This is a genomic window from Streptomyces canarius, assembly GCF_014650735.1.
Lineage (GTDB): Bacteria > Actinomycetota > Actinomycetes > Streptomycetales > Streptomycetaceae > Streptomyces > Streptomyces olivaceoviridis.
In genome coordinates, this window is record NZ_BMVN01000079.1 from 1 (window position 1) to 20,253 (window position 20,253).

Here is a 20,253-nt window from a genome sequence, read left to right on the forward strand (position 1 = left end):
CGCCTCGGCGGCCTGCCTGTCCGACAGGCCGAGCAGGAACTGCAGCACACAGACGGTGGCCAGCTGAGCAGGCGAGAGCCCCGGACGCCCGTCCCTGGGGTACCAGTCCACGAAGTCCTCGTCGCGCCACAGCCCGTCCAGCCGGTCCCGCACCCATACCGCCGTCGTGCCATCCGGGTTGCTCACCCGCGCGACCCGCGCGGTCAGAGGCGGAACGTGCTCACCGGAACGGGGGCACAGGGACAACGGGCACCTCGACAACTGCAACGGTCGGCGGAACTCCCCGATCATCCCGCTCGACCATGCGGCCGCACCGGGAAACTCCAAGATCCCCGACAGAGTCAAGGTCAGGTGTTGCGCGCCCGCAGAACCGTCCTCGCGTCCGCGCGGGTCACCACGCCGCTTTGCCATGGTCGGCCCGCTGACATCCCCGTTGCGGCTGCTCTTCCCATGGCCCTTGGCTGGAGTGAAGGAGGAAGGGACGGGCGGGATGGGCGGCGCGGCCGCGGCCGCGGCCGCGGCCGGGGATCGGAGCGCGCTCTGCCGGGTGCGCGTCGGCCGGGGCCTCCGCGCCTCGCCGCGCCGCCGTCAGCCCCGTGACGGGGGCCGGGACGGAAGTCGCCTGCGTCCAGGTGCTGTCCTTCCGGTGCCGAGCCCCACCAAGGGGTGGGTGGCCCGCTCGCCGGTCGGGTGCTGGAGACCACCGGCGCCCCGTGGGCGGAATGCTGGCTCACGGTGCGGCCAGCAGCACTGCGCTCAGTAGGACGACGACTTTGAGACCGAGCACGGCATTTCCTTCGGGCACCGCCGGGCGGTGCGGGTGAGCGGGTAGGTCAGGCGGCGTCAGCGACGGCTTGGGTGATGGGAACGGGGCCGCGGGTGAGTTCGAGGATGCTGCGGCGAAGGCATGGCTGGTGTGCGGCGTGGGCCAGGACGGCGGCGACGTCGTCGCGGGGGACGTCGTCGTAGTCGAGGGCAGGGCCCAGGCGGACCGTGCCGGCGCCGGGGTTGTTGGTGAGGGTGCCGGGCCGGAGGATCACCCAGTCGAGGGCCGTGGCGGCGAGGTAGACGTCTTGGCGGCGCTTGACCCTCATGTAGTGCTCGAAGTCGGCGCCCATCTGCCGGCCGCGCCAGGCTTCTGGGAATGCGGACAGGTGCACGAAGCGGCGCACGTGGGCGACCAGGGCCGCGTCGACGGCGGTGGCCAGCCCGCGGCCGTCCACCGCGTCGGCCGCCGCCTGGCCCTGGTCGGGTGCGCCCGCGGTGAAGATCACCGCGTCGCAGCCGTGCATCTGCCCGGCGAGGACGGTGGTGTCGATGGTGGTCAGGTCGCCCAGGATGGGGGTGGCGCCGGCGGCGGCCAGGCGTCGTTCCTGTCCGGGTGTGCGGTACAGCGCGACCGGATCGTCGCCTTGAGCTGTGAGCTGGCTGAGCAGGCGGCTGCCGACGCCTCCTGTGGCACCGGCCACGAAAATTCGAGCCATAGGGGCGCACTCCGGATCGAGTGGGGACACCGGCCTTCGGCCGACGTCCTTGGTGGTGCGGGGCGTGGGGGTGTGATCAGTCGGCGGTGGTGATGGTGACGCCGAAGGCACCATCGTGGGCGGCGAACTGATCAATACCGGAGGTGAAGGCACCGAGCTTGACCAGGCCCTCCGAGTGGCGGAAGTCCTTGTGGAAGATGGCCAGGTTGCCCCAGGGGGCGTAGTAAGCCAGGTCACCTGCCTGGGCGGCGGTGCCGGAGGGGGCGCCGGTGGTGGACAGCTTCTGCGGCAGGTCGCTGACCTTTTCGGTGCCGGCGTAGTCGGTGAGGGTGAGGGTGAGGGGCAGCAGGGCCGCGAAGTCGCGGGCGGCGGCGCTGTTGTTCAAGGTGGCGTCGAAGCTGTCGGTGTCAGTCGTCAGCCGGATCTTCATCGTGTGATCCCGTTCGGGTGCGGCGGTGGAGAGGGCGCTTGCGCCCGGCTGAGCGGGCGTGCTGGACGGTGTGGTGGAGTGCGGTTGCACGCCGCCGGGGCCTGATGTGCAGCCGGCTGCGGCCAGGACCACAGCGGCGAGGGCCGCACGGATGGCGCTGCGGCGGTTGGGCGGCATCACGTGCCCATCGGTGCCGCGTAGGAGCGGAAGTCGCCGCGCAACTGGTGGAGTGACCACAGGGTGTCGGCGAGGAGGCCGGGGTCGGTGTGCTCGTCGCCGACGGCGATGGCGCCGGGGATGATCAGCTGGGCGACGTGGATGTTCTCGCTGGCCAGGCTGTCGTGGAGCATCGCCGCGTAGGCGCTCTCGGCGGCGAACGCGATGGAGGTTCCGGCCCGCTCGGGGTGGGGGCGCACGGCGCTGCCGCCGTTGACGAACAGGATCGTGCCGCGACCGAGGTCGCGCATGCCCGGCAGCGCCTGTTTCACAGCGGTCATCGGCCCGAACAGGGAGAAGGCGAGCGGCCCCTGCAGGTCGTCGCCGGTGGTGCGCAGCACGGGCTTCATAAAGTCCTTGTGCGGCACAGGGCTGTACTGCAGCACCTCGATGGGGCCGAGCGTGGCGGTCGCCGCGTCCAACGCCGCCGTAAGGGCTTGGTGGTCGCGTACGTCGGCGGCGAAGCCGCGCGCGTGGATGCCGTCCTTGTTCAGGCTGGCGGCCAGGGCGTCGACGTGGTCCTGGGTGCGGGAGATGAGCGCGAGGTCGAAGCCTTCTCGGCCGAAGCGGCGGGCGACGGCGGCGCCCAGGCCGGGGCCGGCACCGATGAGGGCGAAGGTGGTCACGAGAACGCTCCAGGGATGAGAACGGTACGGGGTGGTCGGGGGTGCCGGTCAGGTCTGGGGGTGCAGGCGCAGGGTGGTGGCGCGGGCCTGCTCGCTGATCATGGGCTCGACGTAGCCGGTGTAGCGGCCGTACTTGGTCTGGTACGCCGCGTCGACGCGGTCGTTGACTGCCGGGTCGTCGACGGGAGTGAAGGTCACGTCGGCATCGATGCCGCCGGCGCGGATGTGTCCGGCCCGGCTGATGCGGGCGGTGTTCCACCAGGCACCAGAGGTGCCGCGCCAGGAGCGGACGTACAGGTTGTCGCCGTCGGCGACGACCCAGATAGTGGTGGGCTCGCGCAGCGATCCGTCGTCTCGGCGCGGAGCGATGTGCAGTTCTTCGGCGCCGGCGACCTTCCGCAACGCCTGCGTGTTCCAAGTGTTCATGACTGGGTCTCCTTCACGGTGCAGGGCCCGGAGGCGGTGTACGTCGGGGATCCTTCCGCCCCGCCCCCTTGCACGGTGTGATCCGGGGCGGGGCCGCCCGGGTGAGGTGAGGTGGGCCGCAGGAAGCAGGCGGCGATGCCCGCGGCAGCGATGACGACCGCGGCCAGGAGCAGGCTGGCGCGCACGCCGGTGAGCATGTGTGCCTGGTCCGCGATGAGGGCGCCGAAGACCGCGACGGCCAGGGCGCCGCCGAGCTGGCGGGAGGTGTTGAAGACGCCGCTTGCGGTGCCGGTGTGGTGCTGCGGCACGCTGCTGACCAGCAGGGCTGTGGTCGGCGGCATGGCCAGTGGACCGCCTATGCCCACCGGGAGCATCAGCAACGCCAGCGCCCAGGTCGGTGTGGCCGCGGGCGCCATGGCCAAGGCGATCAGTCCGGCGGCCATCAAGAGCAGGCCGGATGCGATCGGAACGCGGGGACCGAGGCGTTCGGCGGCCCGCGCGGAGAGCGGGTTGATGAATGCCGACAGGACGGTCATCGGCACAAACGCCGCGCCGGTGGCCAGCGGCGACAGGCCGCGCTGCTGCTGCAGGTACAAGGAGAGGACGAAGACCATGCCGTAGAAGGCGGCCATGAACGCGAACCCTGCCGCGCAGGAGATCACTACCGTCCGCTCGCGCAGCAGCCCCAGTGGCACCATCGGATGCCGCCTTGTGGCCTGTACTCGCACGAACACCGCGGCGGCCACCAGCGTCACTACGGCCGCGCCCCATACGAGGGGGGCGGTGAACCCGCGTTCGCCGGCTTCGATCGCCGCGAACGTCAGCGCACCCATCGCGATGACCGCGGTGACCTGCCCGGTCATGTCGAAGGGGACCGGGCGGTGCGGTGAGCGGGCGCTGCGGGTCAGGAGCAGGAGTGCGATCAGGCCGACGGGGAGGTTGATGAAGAAGATCATCCGCCAGCTGATCAGGCTGGCTGCGCCGCCGGCGACCGGCCCGGCCGCGGAGGCGACGGCCCCGCCCACCGCCCACAGGGCGACCGCGCGGGCCCGCTTGGCCGGGTCGCTGTATGCCTCGCGGATCAGCGCCAGGCTGGTGGGCATCATCGCCGCCGCACCCGCGCCCTGTACCAGCCGGGCCCCGATGAGAACGGGCAGGCTGGGGGCGAGCCCGCACGCCGCGGAGGCGGCGACGAACACAGCCAGGCCCAGACCAAAGGCGCGACGGGCACCGATGCGGTCCGAAAGAGAACCGGCCGACAGCAGCAGCGCGGCGAAGATCAGGGTGTAGCCGTCCAGGACCCACTGCAGGCCGGTGATGCCTCCGCCCAGGTCGGTGCGGATCGCGGGCAGGGCGACGTTGACGACCAGCGCGTCCAGAGTGATCACGAAGAAGCCCAGCAGCGCCGCGGTCAGCGCGGCGGCCGCGTGCCCGCGCCGTACGGACCCGGTGTGAGCACCGGGCGAGGGGAGATTCAGTGACATGGTGTGGGACTCCGGGAAGTGCGGGTTGCGGCGGACGATCCAGGGCGGGAGGGTTTTCCTGCTGCTGTGCCAGGTACTGGCAGTGCTCCTCAACGGCCTCGTGACGGCGGGCGCAGATGAACGCCTCTTCCCTGGTCCCTCGGATCAGGACCTGGCGCAGGACGTGCTCACCTGCTTCGACGTCCACGCGCGGATGTGCGGCAGTCGCGAAAGCATCTTTGCGGCCGGCCGCAGCAGGAGACGGCTCCGTAGAGCCCAGGGCACCTGAGCCAGCCGCCGGGAGATGCATCGCAGCCCTGCCTGGACCCGTCGTGTGAAGACGGGTCAGGCTCCCGGTCAGTGGGCGGTGAAGCCGCCGTCTACCGGCAGGGCGGCACCGACGACGAAGCTGGCCGCTGGGCTGCACAGCCACAGCACTGCGGCGGCGATCTCGTCGGCAGTGCCCAGGCGGCCGATGGGCTGCTGCTTCATGATCTCGGCCATGGCCTCCGCCTGCCCTTCGAGCATGTCGGCGACCATGGGGGTGTCGATCGTGCCGGGGCACACCGCGTTGATCCGGACGCCCCTGGCCGCGTACTCGACTGCCGCGCTGCGGGTCAGGCCGATCACACCGTGCTTGGAAGCGTGGTAGGCGGCGCGTTCGGGCAGGCCGACCAGGCCGCCGAGGGAGGAGCAGTTCACGATGGCGCCGGAGCCCTGGGTGCGCATCTGCCGCAGTTCGTGCTTCTGGCAGGCCCAGATGCCGCGCAGATTGACGGCGTTGACGCGGTCGAAGTCCGCCGCCGTCTCGTCGGCGGCGTCGGCGGGAGGGGCCTGGATACCGGCGTTGTTGAAGGCCATGTCCAGGCGCCCGTAGGTCTCCACGGTGCGCGCAACCATGGCAGCGGCCTGCTCCTCGTCGGCTACGTCGCATGCGAGGCCGAGGGCCTGGTGGCCGGCGTCGGTCAGTTCCTGGGCGGCTCGTTCGGCGGCGGCATGGTCGAGGTCCGCGAGGACGACGGCGGCCCCGGCCTGAGCGAAGGCGCGGGCGGTGGCCAGGCCCATGCCGGAGGCGGCACCGGTGACCAGGGCGACCTGGCCGGTGAAGTCGTAGGCGGGGTTCATCAGCGAGAAGTCCTTTTCAGGATCGGGAGCGGCGCGATCTGAGCGGCTTGTCCGGCGGCGGCCACCCGAACGGGGCGGCCGCAACCGCACGGGACGTGTCAGGGGCGCAGGAGGGTCTTGATGGCGCGGCGCTCGTCCATGGCCCGGTAGCCCTCGGCCGCCTCGGACAGGGGCAGTTCCAGGTCGAAGACCTTGCCCGGGGCGATGCGGTCCGACAGGACCAGGTCGATCAGGTCGGGCAGGTACTCGCGGACGGGGGCGGGGCCGCCGCGCAGGCCGACGTGCGAGTAGAACAGCTTGCGGACGTCGCCGGGGGCGTGGAGGATCGCTCCGCGCATGATGGTGCCGCCTTTCACAGTCGAAACGAACGTCCCGCCCCCTTGCAAGAGGGGCAGGGCCGGGACCTCGCGGGATGAGGGGGCCGGTGTCAGGGCCGACGGCCAGGGCCGCCTTTGCAGCGGCGCGGTGCACGATCCGGGCCGGCGCGTCAGTGAACGTCACCTCGGCGCGGATGCGTCCGGCTCGGTGCGTCATGGCTGACCCGTGCCGGCGCGAGGTGAGGCTCGTCTGACGTCACTTGCCGCTGTAGACGGGGAAGGCGCTGTGCTCGCCGTAGTCGACGTCGCTCAGGTCGCGCAGGGTCTTCATGTCATCGCCGGAGATCTCGAAGTCGACCTGGGCGTTGGATCGCATGTGCTCGGGGTTCGCCGTCTTGGGCAGCGACACCGTGCCCAGCTGAAGGGTGTAGCGGATGCACAGCTGGGGGACGGAGACGCCGTACTTCTCCGCCATCGCCTTGACCTCGCTGTTATTCATGATCGCTCCGTGCGCGATCGGCGAGTACGCCTCGACGAGGATCTGCTTGTCCTCGCAGTAGGCCAGCAGGTCGGAGGGCGTGTTGCCGGCGTGCACGAGCAGCTGGTTCACGTGCGGCACGACACTCGCGCTCTCAAGGAGGTTTTCCAGGTCCTGCTGCTGGAAGTTGGACACCCCGATGGAGCGGATCTTGTCGGCCTGGTGCGCCTCTTCGAGCGCGCGCCATGCTGCGCGGTTGCCTTCGGCGTAGTCGCCGCCGCGGAAGTCGTTCCACGGCTGCGGGCTGTGGATGAGCATCAGGTCGATGCGGTCCAGGCCCAGCTTCTCGAGAGAGCCGTCGATCGCGGCGAGTGCCTGGTCGTAGTCCTTGATCTCGGCGGCGAGTTTGGTCGAGACGAACAGCTCGTCGCGGGGTACCGCGGCGGTGCGCACGCCCTCGCCGACGCCGCGCTCGTTGCCGTATGCCTGGGCGGTGTCGATGTTGCGGTAGCCGATCTTCACGGCTGCGCTGACCGCGTCGGCCGCCTTGTCGTCGTCGATGAACCAGGTGCCGAGCCCCAGCTTGGGAATTCTGACGCCGTTGGACAGCGTGTAGGTCTCGTTCAGGATGGTCATGCCTTCGCTCCGTTCTTCGGCAGCTTGCCGTACACCTCGTCGGTGACGGGCTCGAGCCATTCGTTGCTGACGTCTTCGCCCGGGGTGATGAAGGCGACGTGGGAGAACCACGAGTCGGCCTTCGCGCCGTGCCAGTGCTTCGTGCCCGCAGGGACGCGGACCACTGTTCCCGGCTCCATGCTGACGGGGTCCTCGCCCTCGGCCTGGTACCAGCCGCTGCCCGCCGTGCACAGCAGGATCTGGTCGCCGCCGCCACCCGTGCCGTGGTGGATGTGCCAGTTGTTGCGGCATCCCGGCTCGAAGGAGACGTTGCTGACGGGAACGCTCCCTGAGGCGAGCGGAGCCAGGTAGCTCTGGCCGGTGAAGTACTGCGCGAAGGCGTCGTTCTTCTCCCCGAGGGGGAAGATCTGATCGAATCCGTTGTCAGTCATCTCGTTCTCTCCGTTGACTTCGACACGCCCCGCTGGCCGTGCGGGGCGTCGTTGTGCTGGTCGTACCGGTGATCAGGCGGCCCGCTCCTCGGCGATCTTCTTGAGCTGGGTGATCGCGGTCACGGCGTTGGGCCATCCGGCGTAGAAGGCGAGATGGGTGATCGCCTCGGACAGCTCCTCCACCGTGAGCCCGTTGTCCAGGGCCACGCCCAGGTGGTAAGGCAGCTGCTCGCTGCGGTAGAGGGCGGCCAGCACACTCACGGTGACCAGGCTGCGGTCCCGTGGCGACAGTCCGGGCCGCTCCCACACGTCCTGGAACAGGACGTCGTTGGTGATCTCGACCAGCTTCGGCGCGATATCGGCCAGTTCCTGGGGGGCGGACTGCTTCGCCATAAGGGACTCCCTGGGATCGTTTTGAACACGGGATGCGGCACTCCTCACCGCCGGTCCTGCCGGGCCGGGTGGCATCCGCAGACGGGTTCCCACCGTCGGCGGACCGCAGCCGCATCCGCTGCCCCCATCGAGGAAACCGCAGCTCAGAGGCTCGGGGAAGGCACTGCCGTTACAGGTACTGACAGAACCCCCCAGTTCTCCCTCAGCCCGCTTAGCCTGGCGATATGGACACCGCCCAGGAGATCCGCGAGTTCCTCGCCACCCGCCGCGCCAAGATCACCCCGCAAGCCGCCGGCCTGCCCGCCTTCGGTGGCGGCAACCGCAGGGTGCCCGGGCTGCGCCGTGAAGAGGTCGCACTGCTGGCCGGTGTCAGCATCGACTACTACGCCCGCCTGGAGCGCGGCCAGCTCGCCGGCGCCTCCGAAGAGGTCCTCGACGCCGTCTGCCGGGCCCTGCAACTCGACGAGGCCGAACGCGCCCACCTGCACGACCTGGCCGCTGCCCAGCGCCAGCGCCCAGCCCGCCGCGCCGCACGCAGAACCAAGCAGGCTGTGCCCGCCAGCCTCCAGCGCGTCCTGGACTGCATGACCGGCTCCCCGGCCTTCATCCGCAACGGCCGCCTGGACATCCTCGCCGTCAACTCACTCGGACGCGCCCTCTACGCCCCCCTGTTCACCGACGCGCACCGCCCGGTGAACATCGCCCGCTTCCAGTTCCTCGACCCCACCAGCCGCGACTTCTTCCCCGACTGGAACGCCTCCGTCAACACCACCGTCTCCCTGCTGCGCACCGAAGCCGGCCGGGCCCCGGGCGACCCCGAGCTGACGAACCTCATCGGCGAACTGGTCACCTGCAACGACGAGTTCCGCACCGCCTGGGCCAAGCACAACGTGCGCCTGCACCACACCGGCCGTAAGTCCTTCCGTCACCCCGCGATCGGTGAGATCACCCTCGACTTCGACGCCATGGAACTGCCCGCCCACCCTGGACTGACCCTGACCGCCTACAGCGCCGAACCCGCCACGCCCGCTCACGACGGCCTGTGCCTGCTCGCTTCCTGGGCCGCCACCGACCACCAGCACACGGCCGAACAGCAGAACACCCGCTCCTGACGTGACACTGGGAACCCTTGACGTGGGTGCTACTCGGTGACCGCCGCCGTCACGGCCGGCTGGGTATCGGCCCAGTCCGACAGCAGCCGCACCCGCTGCGCGGACTCACTGCCCGGCTGCGGAGTCAGTACCGACAGCATCAGGTCCGGCCGCCCGGGAAGCGTCAGCGTCTCGAAGGGCAGACTCAGCCGGCCCACCCCTGGGTGCGCGTACTCCTTCACGCCGCTCCAGTGCAGCCGCACCTCGTGATCACGCCAGCACCAGGTGAACGGCTCGCTGGCCTCCGACAGCTCCGCGATCAAGTCCCGCAGGCCCCGGTCCTCAGGCATCATCCCGGCACCCGTCCGCAGCAGAGCGACCGTGTTGCGGATCGACTGTTCCCAGTCTTGGAAGAAGGAGCGCCCCGCCGGATCGAGGAACTTGAACCGCGCAATGTTCACCGGCTCCTTCGACGGCTTGTCGAACAACGGCGCATACAGGGCGTAGCCGAGGTAATTGGCCGCGACCAGATCCAGCCGCCTGTTCCACACGAACGCCGATACCGCACCGATCGCGTCCAGGACCCGCTGCACCCCCTCCGGCACCGGCTCCTCAGACGCTTCCATACCCCCACCGCGGGCCGAGCGGGCCAGATCGAACAGACGCGACCGCTCCGCCGCACCCAGCTGCCGGGCGTCGGCTACCGCGTTCAAAACGGAGTCCGAGGCCCCGGCCAGGTGACCGCGTTCCAGACGCACGTAGTAGTCCACGCTCACCCCGGCCAGCAGCGCGACCTCCTCTCGCCGCAACCCCGGCACTCGCCGGTGAGCCCCGAGCGCAGGCAGTCCCGCCTGCTGAGGCGACACGCGAGCCCGCCGCGTCACCAGGAAGTCCCTGATCTCCCTCTGCCACTCCGCGACCCCAGCCTAGGCATTGCGATCCCACAACAGCCGCAGCAACCTCCGCCTTGGAAGGACTACCGGGGACCCTCCGCCCTGCCCAGCAGTCTTCGCCGGACCACCAGATGCGAGGACGTAGCGCAAACCTGATCGCGCAGTTGTCGCGACTGGTTCATGGTCCACCATCCGCAGCACGCCCCTTGGAAGCACTGGAAGCCGACCGGCGCAGGCTCCGCCAGGACAGGTGGTCGTACGTGTACGCCGCGTGGAAGCCGAGCCGCTCGGCCCGTACCCACTGCTCACGGCCCCCGTCGTGCCACCGCCGGACGGGAAGGATCACAGTACTCAGTCGCATGCGCCGACCCCAAGCGCGCGTCCCGGCCGGCCACCGGGGAACGTCGCGGGAGGCGTCCTGGGCCCGGCAGGGTGTGGACGGGCCGTATTGACCAGCGACGCGTCCACGACCGGCACCTCCGCCACGCCGACGACCGCCGCCACCGGGCCGGGGAGGGCACGGCCGACGCGGGCGCGCAGGCCCTCGCGGGCGTCCTGCGGGACGTGGGTCCGCCCGGAGGCGGGCCACGTGCCCCGCGCCGAGCAGTACCACCGGTGTCCCGGCGCCGGGCAGCGGCGGATTCAGCGGCAGGCCGGGCAGCGCCACCGGCCCCGAAGACGGCCGTGCTCGTCGGTGACGAGCGCCGCGGTCAGCGGCACCGTCGGGCCGACGACCGCCAGGCCGTACACCGTCCAGGCCGCGATCAGCCCCACAGCCGTCTCCAGGCCTCGACTCCCGTCGGCCGCCGATGTGTTCCGCGTCGAGGCGGCCGCGCCGCAGACCGCGGGACGGGGCGTTGGCGCGCTGCCCGCCGGCGGCGTCATGTCGCCGCGCTCGCGGCATCGAGCGGGAGTACGCCGGCGTCGCCGTCACGGGCGGGGGAACCGTGTTCCGGGCCACTGTCGACGATCAGGAGGATCACGACCGAACGTCGACACAACTGAACTTCCACTAAACTTAACCGGTTTGGCTCGCACGGTTGAACAGGCGGCCTTGTCGCCCTAGCCTCTCTCCCAGTCGCCGATCGCGAGGCATGACCTCGCCGCCCTCTTTTCGCGGCGAGGTCGGTGAAGTGGTCTCCGTCGGTGATGCGCCACCCCTTTGCCCGGTGAGCCGCTGATCCACCCGGGCGGGGATGACAGAACCGGCTCGCACCTTTCCCATTCCGGCCTTCCGGTGAACCGCCTGGACCGGCGCGAGCCGGTGGCTCGGTCACACGGTGAACGGCAATGTCGTGCCGCCGGCGCGTCTCGTTCCGGCGGCACGCATCACCCCCCTTGGGAGCATGTATGAGGAAGAGACTGGCCGCCGCGGCGGGAGCGGTGCTGGCCCTGGCCGCCTCGACACTGGCCGCAGCGTCCCCCGCACAGGCGGACGGGCAGCCCGCGCCGGGGTTCCACGTCACCGACGGGCGGTTGCTGGACGCGAACGGCGAGGAGTTCGTCCTGCGCGGCGTGAACCACGCCCACGCCTGGTACCCCACCCGGACGGCGCAGGCGCTGAAGGACATCAAGGCACTGGGCGCCAACTCCGTACGCGTGGTGCTCGCCACCGGTGACCGGTGGGCCAAGAACGACACGGCCGATGTCGCGGCCGTCGTCGCCCAGTGCAGACGGAACCGGCTCGTCTGCGTCCTGGAGGCACACGACACCACCGGTTACGGCGAACAGGACGGGGCCGTCTCCCTCTCACGCGCCGTCGACTACTGGATCGGCGTCGAGGACGCGGTAAAGGGGCAGGAGAAGTACGTCGTCCTGAACATCGGGAACGAGCCGTACGGGAATTCCGGGTACACGGCATGGACCTCCGACACCGAGAACGCCCTCGCCCGCATGCGGGCGGCCGGATTCCGCCACACGCTCATGGTCGATGCCCCCAACTGGGGCCAGGACTGGTCCTACACGATGCGCGATCACGCCGCCGAGGTATTCGCCGCGGACCCCGAACGCAACACCGTGTTCTCGATCCACATGTACGGCGTGTTCAACAGCGCCGACAAGGTCAAGGACTACCTTGACCGGTTCACATCCCAGCATCTTCCTGTTGTCGTCGGCGAATTCGGCGACATGCACTCTGACGGCGACCCGGACGAGGACGCCATCATGTCCACCGCGCGGCAGCTGGGCGTGGGCTACCTCGGATGGTCCTGGAGCGGCAACGGCGGCGGCGTCGAGTACCTGGACATGGCCACCGGCTTCGACGCCTCCCGGCTCACCGCCTGGGGCCGGCGGATCTTCTCCGGCCCCGACGGCATCCAGCAGACCGCCAAGGAAGCCAGTGTCTTCACCGGCTCCGACACCGGTTCCGGCAGCGGCAGTTGCGCGGTCAGCTACCGCCTCAGCGACTGGGGCGACTGGTTCAACGCGGACGTCACCGTCCGCAACACCGGTACGACGGACGTCAAGGGCTGGCAGCTCGTCTTCTCCTTCCCCGGCGGGCAGCGGCTCAACTCGGTGTGGAACGCCAAGGCCGTGCAGCAGGGCGGTGAGGTCCGGGTGAGCAACGAGTCCTGGACGGAGACCATCCCGGCCGGTGCCACCGTGAGCTTCGGCCTCAACGGCTCCTCGACCACCGGGACCAATGGCGTCCCGGCCGCCTTCAGTCTCAACGGCACCACCTGCGTGAAGAGCTGACGCCTCTCCCCCGGCACGCCGAAGGGCGGCGTCCGCGGGGGACGCCGCCCTTCGGCATCGTCATGACGGGCCCGCTCCCGGCGCCGGCGCGGTGGAGCCGCGTGGAATCAGCGACGGAGTCGGCACCTGGTGCCCGCCCGTGTGCATGCCGGCGACCACGTCGAACAGCACCCGCGCCACCTCGGCGCCGAAGTGGTGCACGTCGTGGCTCATGGCCGACAGCGTCGGATGGGTGATCCGGCACAGCTGCGAGTCGTCCCACGCCACGAGCGACAGGTCGTCGGGGACGGTGAGCCCCATTTCCGCGGCCACGCCCGCTCCCGCGACCGCCATGATGTCGTTGTCGTAGACGATGGCCGTGGGCCGGTCGGCGCCCAGCAGGAGGGTGCGCGTGGCACGCGCACCCTCCTTCTCGTCGAACCCGGTGCCAACCTGCGGCGCCTCCTCCAAGCCCAGGTCCCGGACCGTGTCGGCGAAGGCGCGGGCCCGGATGACGCTGTGCCCGAGGTCGGCGGGGCCGCCGACGCGGGCGATGCGCCGGTGGCCGAGGGCCGCGAGGTAGCGGACGGCCTCGGTGACCGCCGACGCGTCGTCCGTCCACACCGCAGGGAAGGGTCCCGTGAGGGAGGGGTGTCCGACGGCGACCACAGGCATGCCGAGACCCTGCAGGGAGGGCACCCGAGGGTCGTCCTCGCGGAAGTCGACCAGGATCGCGCCGGCGATCATCCGGCCACGCCACCACTCCTTGTAGAGCGCGATCTCCTCGTCGAGGTCGCGTACCAGCCGCAGCAGCAGCGAACAGGAACGCTCCGCCAGGACACTCTCGATGCCCGAGATGAAGTCCATGTAGAACGGCTCCAGGCCGAGCAGCCGGGCCGGCCGGCACAGGGCGAGCCCGATGATGTCCACCCGTCGGCTGGACAAGCTGCGGGCGGTGGCGCTGGGGGTCCAGCCGAGTTCACGGGCCACCGCGAAGATCCGCTCGCGGGTGGCCTCGGAGACACCGGGCTTGTGGTTGAACGCGAGCGACACCGCTCCTTTGGACACCCCGGCGCGGGCCGCGACATCCTTGATGGTGACGCGCTCCGGTGAGCCGCTCACACCACGTCCACGCAGAACAGGGCGGCCTTCACCGCGTCGGCCGTGACCGGGCCGCAGCCGCTGACCCGGATACGCGTCCGCTCGCCGGGCAGGAGGGTCTGCCGGCCGCTGTCGCAGGCGGCGGCCGGGTCGAGCCGGTCGGGCTGGAGCAGGAGGTCTCTGACGAGGGTACGGGCGCTCACCACGACATCGACTCTATCCCCCTGCCCTGGCACCGGCTCTACGATGACGTCGTAGACCGGGCGCGGGTAGCCGAACTCCTTGTCCGGCACCGGGAAGTGCAGGGCGCGCAGGTCTCCGGGCCCCTCGTCGCCGGGCGAGCGGTGCGACTCCCAGGCGTCGGCGACCAGGAACTCCTTCGCGGACCGCTCGTCCGGTGTCAGCGCCGTCGGTACGGCGAACCGGGCCACCGAGCGCGGCTCGGCCGCCACCTCGACGACGGCTTCACCGGTCGTGGTGCCGTCGGCCCCCATCCGCCGTAGGACCACCGAGGTCCGCCAGGGCGTCGCGGCCTGGTTGATCACGGCGAGCACCAGGCCGCCGGCCTCGGGTCGCAGGGTCAGCAGCCGGTCGGCGTAGACGCGACGCAGTTCGTGGTGGAGCGGCTTGGGGCGGCCGTCGCCGTCGATGGCGGACCACGAGGCGACCGGCCAGCAGTCGTTGAGCTGCCAGACGATCGTCCCGGCGCACACCGGCCAGTGCGAGCGCCAGTGCTCGATGCCCTCCGCGACGGCGCGGGCCTGCACGAGCTGAGTGAGGTAGTGCCAGCGGTCGAAGTCGTCCTCGGGCAGCGGGAGATGCCGGGCGACGCCGCGGTTCAGCTTGCCGTTTCCGTCCTCGGCCTTCTGGTGGTGGAGCATGCCGGGAGAATCAGGGGCGAGGTCCTCGCCGGGCAGGGCGCGGCGCAGGGTTGCCAGGGCGGGCGGCGCCTGCCAGCCGAACTCCGCGACGAAGCGGGGCACGCTCGCCCGGTACTCGGCGTAGTCCTGGCGGTTCCACACCTCCCAGGAGTGGTGCGTGCCGTGGGCGGGATCGTTGGGGTGGTGATCCCAGGAACCGGACCACGGGCTGCCCGCGGTGTAGGGGCGGGTGGGGTCGAGTTCCGCGACGATCCGGGGCAGCAGACCGAGGTAGTAGCCCTCCCCCCAGGAATCACCGTCGAGCGGTGCCTCCCAGTCCCAGTCGCGGAAGCCCCACAGGTTCTCGTTGTTGCCGTTCCACAGCACGAGCGAGGGGTGCGGCATCAGCCGGACAACGTTGTCGCGCGCCTCCGCCTCGACCTCTCCGCGCAGCGGCTTCTCCTCGGGGTAGGCGGAGCAGGCGAAGAGGAAGTCCTGCCAGACCATCAGACCGAGTTCGTCGCACGCGTCGTAGAAGGCGTGGTCCTCGTAGATGCCGCCGCCCCAGACCCGGACCAGATCGACGTTGGCCTCGGCGGCCTGGCTGAGGCGGGTGCGGTAGCGCTGGGGCGTGACCCGCGCGGGGAAGGCGTCGTCGGGAATCCAGTTGACGCCCCGGGCGAAGACCCGGACGCCGTTGACGATCAGGGTGAAGGCGGTGCCGTGCTCGTCGGCCGAGCGGTCGATCCCGATCGTGCGGAAGCCGATCCGCCGCCGCCAGGTGTCGAGCGGGCCGGTGTCGTCGTCCAGGGTGATGTCGAGGTCGTACAGGGGCTGGTCGCCGTAGCCACGGGGCCACCAGAGGCTGGGAGCGGGAACGTTCAGGCGCAGCACCGCCTCGTCGCCGCTCAGCTCGGCCTCGGTGCGCACCCCGGCCACTTCCGCCCGTGCGCGCAGCGTCCGGCCGCTGCCGCGTGCGGTGCGCTCGACCCGCAGCCGCACTTCGACCCGGCCGGTCCCGTCGGCCACGGTCACCAGGGGGCGCACCTCGGCCAGGCGCGCGGTGGACCAGTGCTCCAGCCGGACCGGCCGCCAGATGCCCGCGGTCACGAGCGTGGGCCCCCAATCCCAGCCGAAGTTGCAGGCCATCTTGCGGATGTACTGCGACGGCTCGGGATAGACGTTGGGCCGCTCCCCCGTCACGGCGCGCACGGCCGCGGCTTCGTCGTACGCGGAGGCGAACCGGACCTGCAGCTCGCCGGTGCGTCCGGTGACGTCGAACCGGTACGTGCGGTGCATGTTGCGTGTGGTGCCGAGCGGCCGTCCCGCCAGGGTGAGGGACGCGGCCGTGTCGAGTCCCTCGAAGACGAGATCGGTGCGCTCGTGCGCGCTGTCGTGGTCGAGGTGCCGGACGTAGGTCCAGGCGCGGCGTCCCACCCAGGCGACGTCGGCTTCGTTGCGACCGAGGTAGGGATCGGGGATGGCCTGGGCTGCCAGCAGATCGGTGTGGACGCAGCCGGGGACCCTGGCCTCCAGCACGTCCTCCCCGTGGCGCAGACACCAGCCGTCGGTGAGCTGGGTGACGTCCTTCATAGTGCGGCTCCATTCGCCTGACGCAGACCGGTCGACGGACAACGGCGCACAACCTAACTCGCAGATCAGGGCCCTGTCCATAAACCGGTCTACCTACGTGACCGTAGGCAGTTCGCGGGAAATCAGCACGTGAAGCCAGCGAGTGAAGCTCGATGGTAACGATTGGGCATCACAGCCGAAATTTCAGCTTTACCGGTTAACCAACGGCTGACATAGTGCCGACATCCCACCCACGGAGCTGAGCCGCCATCCTGAAGGAGCTGGGCACATGAGGACGAAGAGGACGTTCACGGGGGCGCTTCTGGCGACTGCGCTACTGAGCGCCACCGGATGCGGGGGCGGGGGCACCGCCTCCGGCGAGACCGCCAAGGCACCCGCCGACCCGGCCGACGCCTCGGGCACGATCACGGTGCTGACCGCCCGCACCGACCTCGTGCAGAACGGGACGATGGCCCGGTACGCCGCCGAGTTCAACAAGACCTACCCCAACGTCAAGGTGAAGTTCGAGGCCCTCACGGACTACGAGGGCGAGGTCAAGATCCGGATGAACACCGACGACTACGGCGACGTCCTGATGATCCCGGCCGCCGTCGCCAAGAACGACTACCCGAAGTTCTTCGCTCCGCTGGGCACCACGGCCGAACTGAGCACCAGGTACCGCTTCAGCGACAAGACCGACGTCGGGGGCAAGGTCTACGGCATCGCCCAGTTCGGCACCGCGAACGGCTTCGTCTACAACAAGGCCGTCTGGAAGAAGGCCGGCATCACCACCTGGCCGACGACTCCGCAGGAGTTCCTCGCCGACCTGCAAGCCGTCAAGGCGAAGACCGGCGCCCTGCCGTACTACACGAACTTCAAGGACGGCTGGCCGCTGACCGCCTGGAGCAACAGCATCGGTTCCGTCACCTGCGACGGCAAGGCCAACGACAGGCTCGCGGGCGCGGTGTCCCCCTGGAAGAAGGGAGGCGAGCTGCACACGATCGACTCCCTGCTCTTCGACATCGTCAAGGGCGGTCTTTCCGAGAAGGACCCCAACACGACCAACTGGGAAGCCTCCAAGGGCATGATCGCCCAGGGCGAGGTCGCCACCATGCAGCTCGGCTCCTGGGCGATCACCCAGATGCAGGACGCGGCGAAGAAGGCGGGCACGAACCCGGCCGACATCGGCTTCATGCCCTTCCCGGTCCAGAAGGGCGGCAAGTACTGCGCCATCCTCGCCTCCGACTACCAGCAGGCGGTGAACATCCACTCCTCGCACAAGGCCGCCGCCCGCGCCTGGATCGACTGGTTCACCGACAAGTCGGGCTACGCGGCCAAGGAGGGCGCGGTTCCGGCCCTGAAGTCCGCCCCCATGCCGAGCACCCTCAAGGACTTCACTGACAACGATGTCAGCTTTGTGGAGCGCTCCGAGACGAAGACCGGCGAGGTCAACGCGATCGACAACGCCGCCGAGATCGGCCTGAACAAGCCCGACTACCGCCAGAAGCTGGTCGACCTCGCGCGCGGCGCGCAGAAGGGCAGCCTCGACGACTACTTCGCGGACCTCGACAAGCGGTGGGACGAGGCGGCCCGGACCGCCGGCTCCTGACCGGCGGCTCCCTCCCTCTCCCGCCCTCCCCGACCGCGGCCGCAGCCCCGTCCGAGCCGGACGGGGCCCGGCGGCCGGTGCGCACCCGCGAAGACGAAAGGTCCAGCATGACCGAGACGACCCACACGGCGCCCGCCAAGGTGCCACGTAAGGCCGCGCCACCCCGCACTCCGGCCCCGGACGGCGGACACCGGGACGGAAGCCTGCTGCGCCGGCTCACCCCGTGGCTCTTCCTGGCCGTCCCCCTGGCCCTGCTGATCACGTTCACCTACGTGCCCGTGGGGAACATGATCTACTACAGCTTCACCGACTGGGACGGCGTCAGCCCCGACCGCCACTTCACCGGCGTCGACAACTACGAGCAGATCTTCACCCGTCCCGAGTTGTTCCGGGTGTTCTTCGTCAGCTTCTACTACCTCGCCGCCTCCGTGGTACAGATCGCGATCGCTCTCTACTTCGCGACCGTGCTCAGCTTCGACCTGCGGTTCCGGAACCTCTTCAAGGGAATCCTGTTCTTCCCCTACCTGATCAACGGCGTGGCCATCGGCTTCGTCTTCCTGTACTTCTTCCAGGACGGCGGCACGCTCGACTCGGTGCTGTCCTTCTTCGGCGCCGGCTCCGGCCACGCCTGGCTGGGCGATCCCGCGTCGGCCAACACCTCGCTGGCGGGAGTGTCCGTCTGGCGCTTCACCGGGCTGAACTTCGTGCTGTTCCTCGGCGCGATCCAGTCGATCCCCGGCGAACTGTACGAGGCGGCGCAGTTGGACGGTGCCACGCGCTGGCAGCAGTTCCGGCACATCATCGCCCCGAGTATCCGTCCGGTGGTCAGCCTGAGCTTCATCCTGGCGATCGCCGGGTCCCTGTCGGTGTTCGAGATCCCTTACATCATGACCGGCGGCGCCACCGGCACCACGACGTTCGTCATCCAGACAGTGAAACTCGCCTTCCAGTTCAACAAGACCGGACTGGCCTCGGCCGCCGCCGTCGTCCTGCTCCTGATCATCCTGCTGATCACCTGGATCCAGCGCCGCCTCGTGCCCGACGAGAAGGTGGACCTCGTATGACCACGCCTCTGCCCACCCGGCGCCGCCTCGCACCGGCCCTGACCTACCTGTCGCTGATCGTCGCGGCGCTGGTCGTCCTCGTCCCGCTCGTCGTCGTCTTCCTCACCTCCCTCAAGACCTCCAGGGAAGTCACCGACGGCGACCCGCTCTCCCTGCCGGACCACTGGCTGAACCTCGACAACTACGTGACGGCCTTCACCGACGGCAACATGCTGTCCGCCTTCTTCAACACCGCCGTCATCCTGCTGTTCTCCATCACCGGCACGGTGATCATCGGTTCGATGACCGCGTACGCCATCGACCGCTTCGACTTCCGGGCCAAGAAGCCGATCATGGCGCTCTTCCTGATCGCCACCCTGGTGCCCGGCGTGACCACCCAGGTCGCGACCTTCCAGGTGGTCAACGGCTTCGGCCTGTTCAACAGCCTCTGGGCGCCGATCCTGCTCTACATGGGCACGGACATCGTCTCGATCTACATCTTCCTGCAGTTCATCCGCGGCATTCCGGTCTCGCTGGACGAGGCCGCCCGGCTGGACGGGGCGAACTCCCTCACCATCTACTGGAAGATCATCCTTCCGCTGCTCAAACCGGCGATCGCCACGGTCGTCATCATCAAGGGCATCACCGTCTACAACGATTTCTACATCCCCTTCCTCTACATGCCGTCGGAGGATCTGGGCACCATCTCCACCGCCCTCTTCCGCTTCAAGGGCCCGTTCGGCGCGCACTGGGAGGCCATCTCCGCCGGCACGATCCTGGTGATCGTCCCGACCCTGGTCGTCTTCCTCTTCCTCCAGCGCTACATCTACAACGGGTTCGCGCAGGGCGCGACCAAGTGACCTCGACGGAACAGCTCCCGGCCGCTGCCACCGCCGCGTCGCTTCCCGGTGTGGGTGGCGCCCACGCCAGCCGGGCGGTCCAGCGGCGGCCGCGAGCGCGGTGAGGACGGCGTCGCCCGCGTCAAGGAGCTCAGGGACGGCATCGGCGCCGGCTCCTCCGTGGAGCGCGTCGGCACCGCCGAGTCCATGCGGCGGCCGTCCACTCGGCCCGGCCAGGCGGCAACGTCCGCTTCGCCGCGTTCCCTCGGGCGGGGCGGCGGGTGCCTGGTGCTGTGACCGGAAAGGGTGGCCGGGAAGCTCGCGGCGTCCGGTGCGGTGCATCGCAAGGCGGAGCATCTCCCGCGTACTGGATGTACTCGGGTGGTGCGACAACGCGGCGAGGTGCCCCGGGCGTCGCGAGCCGGTGAACCTTTCCGGTCGCGGCGCTAGTGTCCTGCGCCGGTAGTCCGTCGTTAGATCCAGTATGAGTTCTTCTGCCGGGGTGCCGCGTCGTGGCCCGAAGCTGCAACCGCTGCTGCTCGCGGAT

21 protein-coding genes and 2 pseudogenes are annotated in these 20,253 nt (G+C 69.9%); 7 read left to right on the forward strand and 16 right to left on the reverse strand.

The genetic code is table 11. The features are described 5' to 3' along the window. From IE294_RS48540 to IE294_RS43120, 6 genes are all read right to left on the reverse strand, one after another. Nucleotides 1–186, reverse strand: a 186-nt coding sequence (locus IE294_RS48540; RefSeq protein WP_229918016.1) for a transposase, incomplete at its 3' end; no start/stop codon positions are given. Between the two features lie 647 nt (nt 187–833). Continuing rightward, entirely contained in the window at nt 834–1,484 is a 651-nt protein-coding gene (locus IE294_RS43100) for an NAD(P)H-binding protein (RefSeq protein WP_189894811.1), read from the reverse strand. Between the two features lie 76 nt (nt 1,485–1,560). Then, a complete protein-coding gene (locus IE294_RS43105) occupies nt 1,561–1,914 on the reverse strand; it encodes a cyclophilin-like fold protein (protein WP_189894812.1) in 354 nt (117 codons plus the stop codon). A gap of 176 nt (nt 1,915–2,090) precedes the next feature. Further along, a complete protein-coding gene (locus IE294_RS43110) occupies nt 2,091–2,756 on the reverse strand; it encodes an SDR family NAD(P)-dependent oxidoreductase (protein WP_189894813.1) in 666 nt (221 codons plus the stop codon). A gap of 48 nt (nt 2,757–2,804) precedes the next feature. Next, nucleotides 2,805–3,182, reverse strand: a complete 378-nt coding sequence (locus tag IE294_RS43115) for a DUF2255 family protein (RefSeq protein WP_189894814.1) — start codon at nt 3,180–3,182, stop codon at nt 2,805–2,807. Continuing rightward, nucleotides 3,179–4,666 (reverse strand): MFS transporter, encoded by a 1,488-nt coding sequence (locus tag IE294_RS43120; protein ID WP_189894815.1) that lies wholly within the window; start codon nt 4,664–4,666, stop codon nt 3,179–3,181. The genes IE294_RS43115 and IE294_RS43120 overlap by 4 nt, the downstream gene beginning before the upstream one ends. On the opposite strand from IE294_RS43120, the gene IE294_RS43125 reads away from it, so the two are divergent. Further along, a complete protein-coding gene (locus IE294_RS43125) occupies nt 4,665–4,934 on the forward strand; it encodes a hypothetical protein (protein WP_189894816.1) in 270 nt (89 codons plus the stop codon). The genes IE294_RS43120 and IE294_RS43125 overlap by 2 nt on opposite strands. A gap of 68 nt (nt 4,935–5,002) precedes the next feature. Here the strand turns inward: IE294_RS43125 and IE294_RS43130 are convergent, their stop codons facing one another. From IE294_RS43130 to IE294_RS43150, 5 genes and pseudogenes are all read right to left on the reverse strand, one after another. Further along, on the reverse strand, nt 5,003–5,770 hold the full coding sequence (locus tag IE294_RS43130) for a glucose 1-dehydrogenase (RefSeq protein WP_189894817.1): 768 nt from the start codon (nt 5,768–5,770) through the stop codon (nt 5,003–5,005). A gap of 98 nt (nt 5,771–5,868) precedes the next feature. Continuing rightward, a pseudogene (locus IE294_RS43135) lies at nt 5,869–6,078 on the reverse strand (IMP dehydrogenase); the annotation flags it as partial. Nucleotides 6,079–6,343: 265 nt separating this feature from the next. Further along, nucleotides 6,344–7,201, reverse strand: coding sequence for an aldo/keto reductase (locus IE294_RS43140; protein ID WP_189894818.1), 858 nt, complete (start codon nt 7,199–7,201; stop codon nt 6,344–6,346). Beyond that, nucleotides 7,198–7,632 carry a cupin domain-containing protein gene (locus IE294_RS43145; RefSeq protein ID WP_189894819.1) on the reverse strand — a complete coding sequence of 145 codons (435 nt, stop codon included), beginning with the start codon at nt 7,630–7,632 and terminating at the stop codon, nt 7,198–7,200. Before IE294_RS43145 ends, IE294_RS43140 begins: the two co-directional genes overlap by 4 nt. Nucleotides 7,633–7,704: 72 nt before the next feature. After that, the gene (locus tag IE294_RS43150) at nt 7,705–8,025 is read right to left on the reverse strand and encodes a carboxymuconolactone decarboxylase family protein (RefSeq protein WP_189894820.1); all 321 of its coding nucleotides are present in this window, start codon (nt 8,023–8,025) and stop codon (nt 7,705–7,707) included. A 224-nt stretch (nt 8,026–8,249) separates the two neighbouring features. On the opposite strand from IE294_RS43150, the gene IE294_RS43155 reads away from it, so the two are divergent. Further along, on the forward strand, nt 8,250–9,137 hold the full coding sequence (locus tag IE294_RS43155) for a helix-turn-helix transcriptional regulator (protein ID WP_189894821.1): 888 nt from the start codon (nt 8,250–8,252) through the stop codon (nt 9,135–9,137). Nucleotides 9,138–9,166: 29 nt separating this feature from the next. Here the strand turns inward: IE294_RS43155 and IE294_RS43160 are convergent, their stop codons facing one another. From IE294_RS43160 to IE294_RS49235, 3 genes and pseudogenes are all read right to left on the reverse strand, one after another. Further along, the gene (locus IE294_RS43160) at nt 9,167–9,886 is read right to left on the reverse strand and encodes an MmyB family transcriptional regulator (protein ID WP_444545315.1); all 720 of its coding nucleotides are present in this window, start codon (nt 9,884–9,886) and stop codon (nt 9,167–9,169) included. A gap of 352 nt (nt 9,887–10,238) precedes the next feature. Then, nucleotides 10,239–10,370 (reverse strand): annotated as a pseudogene (locus tag IE294_RS48545) (LLM class flavin-dependent oxidoreductase); the annotation flags it as partial. Between the two features lie 281 nt (nt 10,371–10,651). Beyond that, on the reverse strand, nt 10,652–10,783 hold the full coding sequence (locus IE294_RS49235; protein ID WP_268252861.1) for a hypothetical protein: 132 nt from the start codon (nt 10,781–10,783) through the stop codon (nt 10,652–10,654). A gap of 576 nt (nt 10,784–11,359) precedes the next feature. Here IE294_RS49235 and IE294_RS43165 point away from each other — a divergent pair. Then, the gene (locus IE294_RS43165) at nt 11,360–12,703 is read left to right on the forward strand and encodes a cellulase family glycosylhydrolase (protein ID WP_189894823.1); all 1,344 of its coding nucleotides are present in this window, start codon (nt 11,360–11,362) and stop codon (nt 12,701–12,703) included. A 60-nt stretch (nt 12,704–12,763) separates the two neighbouring features. On the opposite strand, the gene IE294_RS43170 is transcribed toward IE294_RS43165, so the two are convergent. Then, nucleotides 12,764–13,804, reverse strand: a complete 1,041-nt coding sequence (locus IE294_RS43170; protein WP_189894824.1) for a LacI family DNA-binding transcriptional regulator — start codon at nt 13,802–13,804, stop codon at nt 12,764–12,766. Continuing rightward, on the reverse strand, nt 13,801–16,236 hold the full coding sequence (locus tag IE294_RS43175; protein ID WP_189894825.1) for a glycoside hydrolase family 2 protein: 2,436 nt from the start codon (nt 16,234–16,236) through the stop codon (nt 13,801–13,803). Before IE294_RS43175 ends, IE294_RS43170 begins: the two co-directional genes overlap by 4 nt. A gap of 268 nt (nt 16,237–16,504) precedes the next feature. On the opposite strand from IE294_RS43175, the gene IE294_RS43180 reads away from it, so the two are divergent. The 4 genes from IE294_RS43180 (at nt 16,505) to IE294_RS50000 (ending at nt 20,003) form a co-directional block, all read left to right on the forward strand. Further along, nucleotides 16,505–17,824, forward strand: a complete 1,320-nt coding sequence (locus tag IE294_RS43180) for an ABC transporter substrate-binding protein (RefSeq protein ID WP_189894826.1) — start codon at nt 16,505–16,507, stop codon at nt 17,822–17,824. 107 nt (nt 17,825–17,931) lie between these two features. Next, nucleotides 17,932–18,888: a carbohydrate ABC transporter permease gene (locus tag IE294_RS43185; RefSeq protein ID WP_189894827.1), complete on the forward strand. Its 957-nt coding sequence runs from the start codon at nt 17,932–17,934 to the stop codon at nt 18,886–18,888. Then, nucleotides 18,885–19,727, forward strand: coding sequence for a carbohydrate ABC transporter permease (locus IE294_RS43190; RefSeq protein ID WP_189894828.1), 843 nt, complete (start codon nt 18,885–18,887; stop codon nt 19,725–19,727). Before IE294_RS43185 ends, IE294_RS43190 begins: the two co-directional genes overlap by 4 nt. Nucleotides 19,728–19,781: 54 nt before the next feature. After that, the gene (locus IE294_RS50000; protein ID WP_189894829.1) at nt 19,782–20,003 is read left to right on the forward strand and encodes a hypothetical protein; all 222 of its coding nucleotides are present in this window, start codon (nt 19,782–19,784) and stop codon (nt 20,001–20,003) included. Nucleotides 20,004–20,253 lie beyond the last annotated feature (250 nt).